The sequence below is a fragment of the Arthrobacter sp. SO5 genome (genome assembly GCF_020532805.1).
Taxonomy (GTDB): Bacteria; Actinomycetota; Actinomycetes; order Actinomycetales; family Micrococcaceae; genus Arthrobacter.
Window position 1 is genome coordinate 1 of sequence record NZ_MQTQ01000069.1, and the last position, 942, is coordinate 942.

Genomic DNA, 942 nt, shown 5'->3' on the forward strand with positions numbered 1-942 from the left:
GTGACGGCGTGCCTTTTGAAGAATGAGCCTGCGAGTTAGTGTTACGTCGCGAGGTTAACCCGTGTGGGGAAGCCGTAGCGAAAGCGAGTCTGAATAGGGCGTTGCAGTGGCGTGATCTAGACCCGAAGCGAAGTGATCTACCCATGGCCAGGTTGAAGCGACGGTAAGACGTCGTGGAGGACCGAACCCACTTCAGTTGAAAATGGAGGGGATGAGCTGTGGGTAGGGGTGAAAGGCCAATCAAACTTCGTGATAGCTGGTTCTCCCCGAAATGCATTTAGGTGCAGCGTTGCGTGTTTCTTACCGGAGGTAGAGCTACTGGATGGCTAATGGGCCCTACAAGGTTACTGACGTCAGCCAAACTCCGAATGCCGGTAAGTGAGAGCGCAGCAGTGAGACTGTGGGGGATAAGCTTCATAGTCGAGAGGGAAACAGCCCAGACCACCAACTAAGGCCCCTAAGCGTGTGCTAAGTGGGAAAGGATGTGGAGTTGCGAAGACAACCAGGAGGTTGGCTTAGAAGCAGCCATCCTTAAAAGAGTGCGTAATAGCTCACTGGTCAAGTGATTCCGCGCCGACAATGTAGCGGGGCTCAAGTACACCGCCGAAGTTGTGGATTTCAGATGATAGCCAAGCCGCCTCCTTTGTGGGGTTGGTTCAGGCGTCTGGAGTGGTAGGGGAGCGTCGTGTGGGCAGTGAAGTCGCGGTGTAAACCAGCGGTGGAGCCTACACGAGTGAGAATGCAGGCATGAGTAGCGAAAGACGGGTGAGAAACCCGTCCGCCGAATGATCAAGGGTTCCAGGGTCAAGCTAATCTGCCCTGGGTAAGTCGGGACCTAAGGCGAGGCCGACAGGCGTAGTCGATGGACAACGGGTTGATATTCCCGTACCGGCGAAAAACCGCCCATGCTGAACAGGGGATACTAACCGCCCGAAACCTGCC

Annotated in this window: 1 rRNA gene; it reads left to right on the forward strand. The window is 55.3% G+C overall.

Annotation, left to right across the window (positions count from 1 at the left end):
• Positions 1 to 942, forward strand: a 23S ribosomal RNA gene (locus tag BJG92_RS13175); the annotation flags it as partial.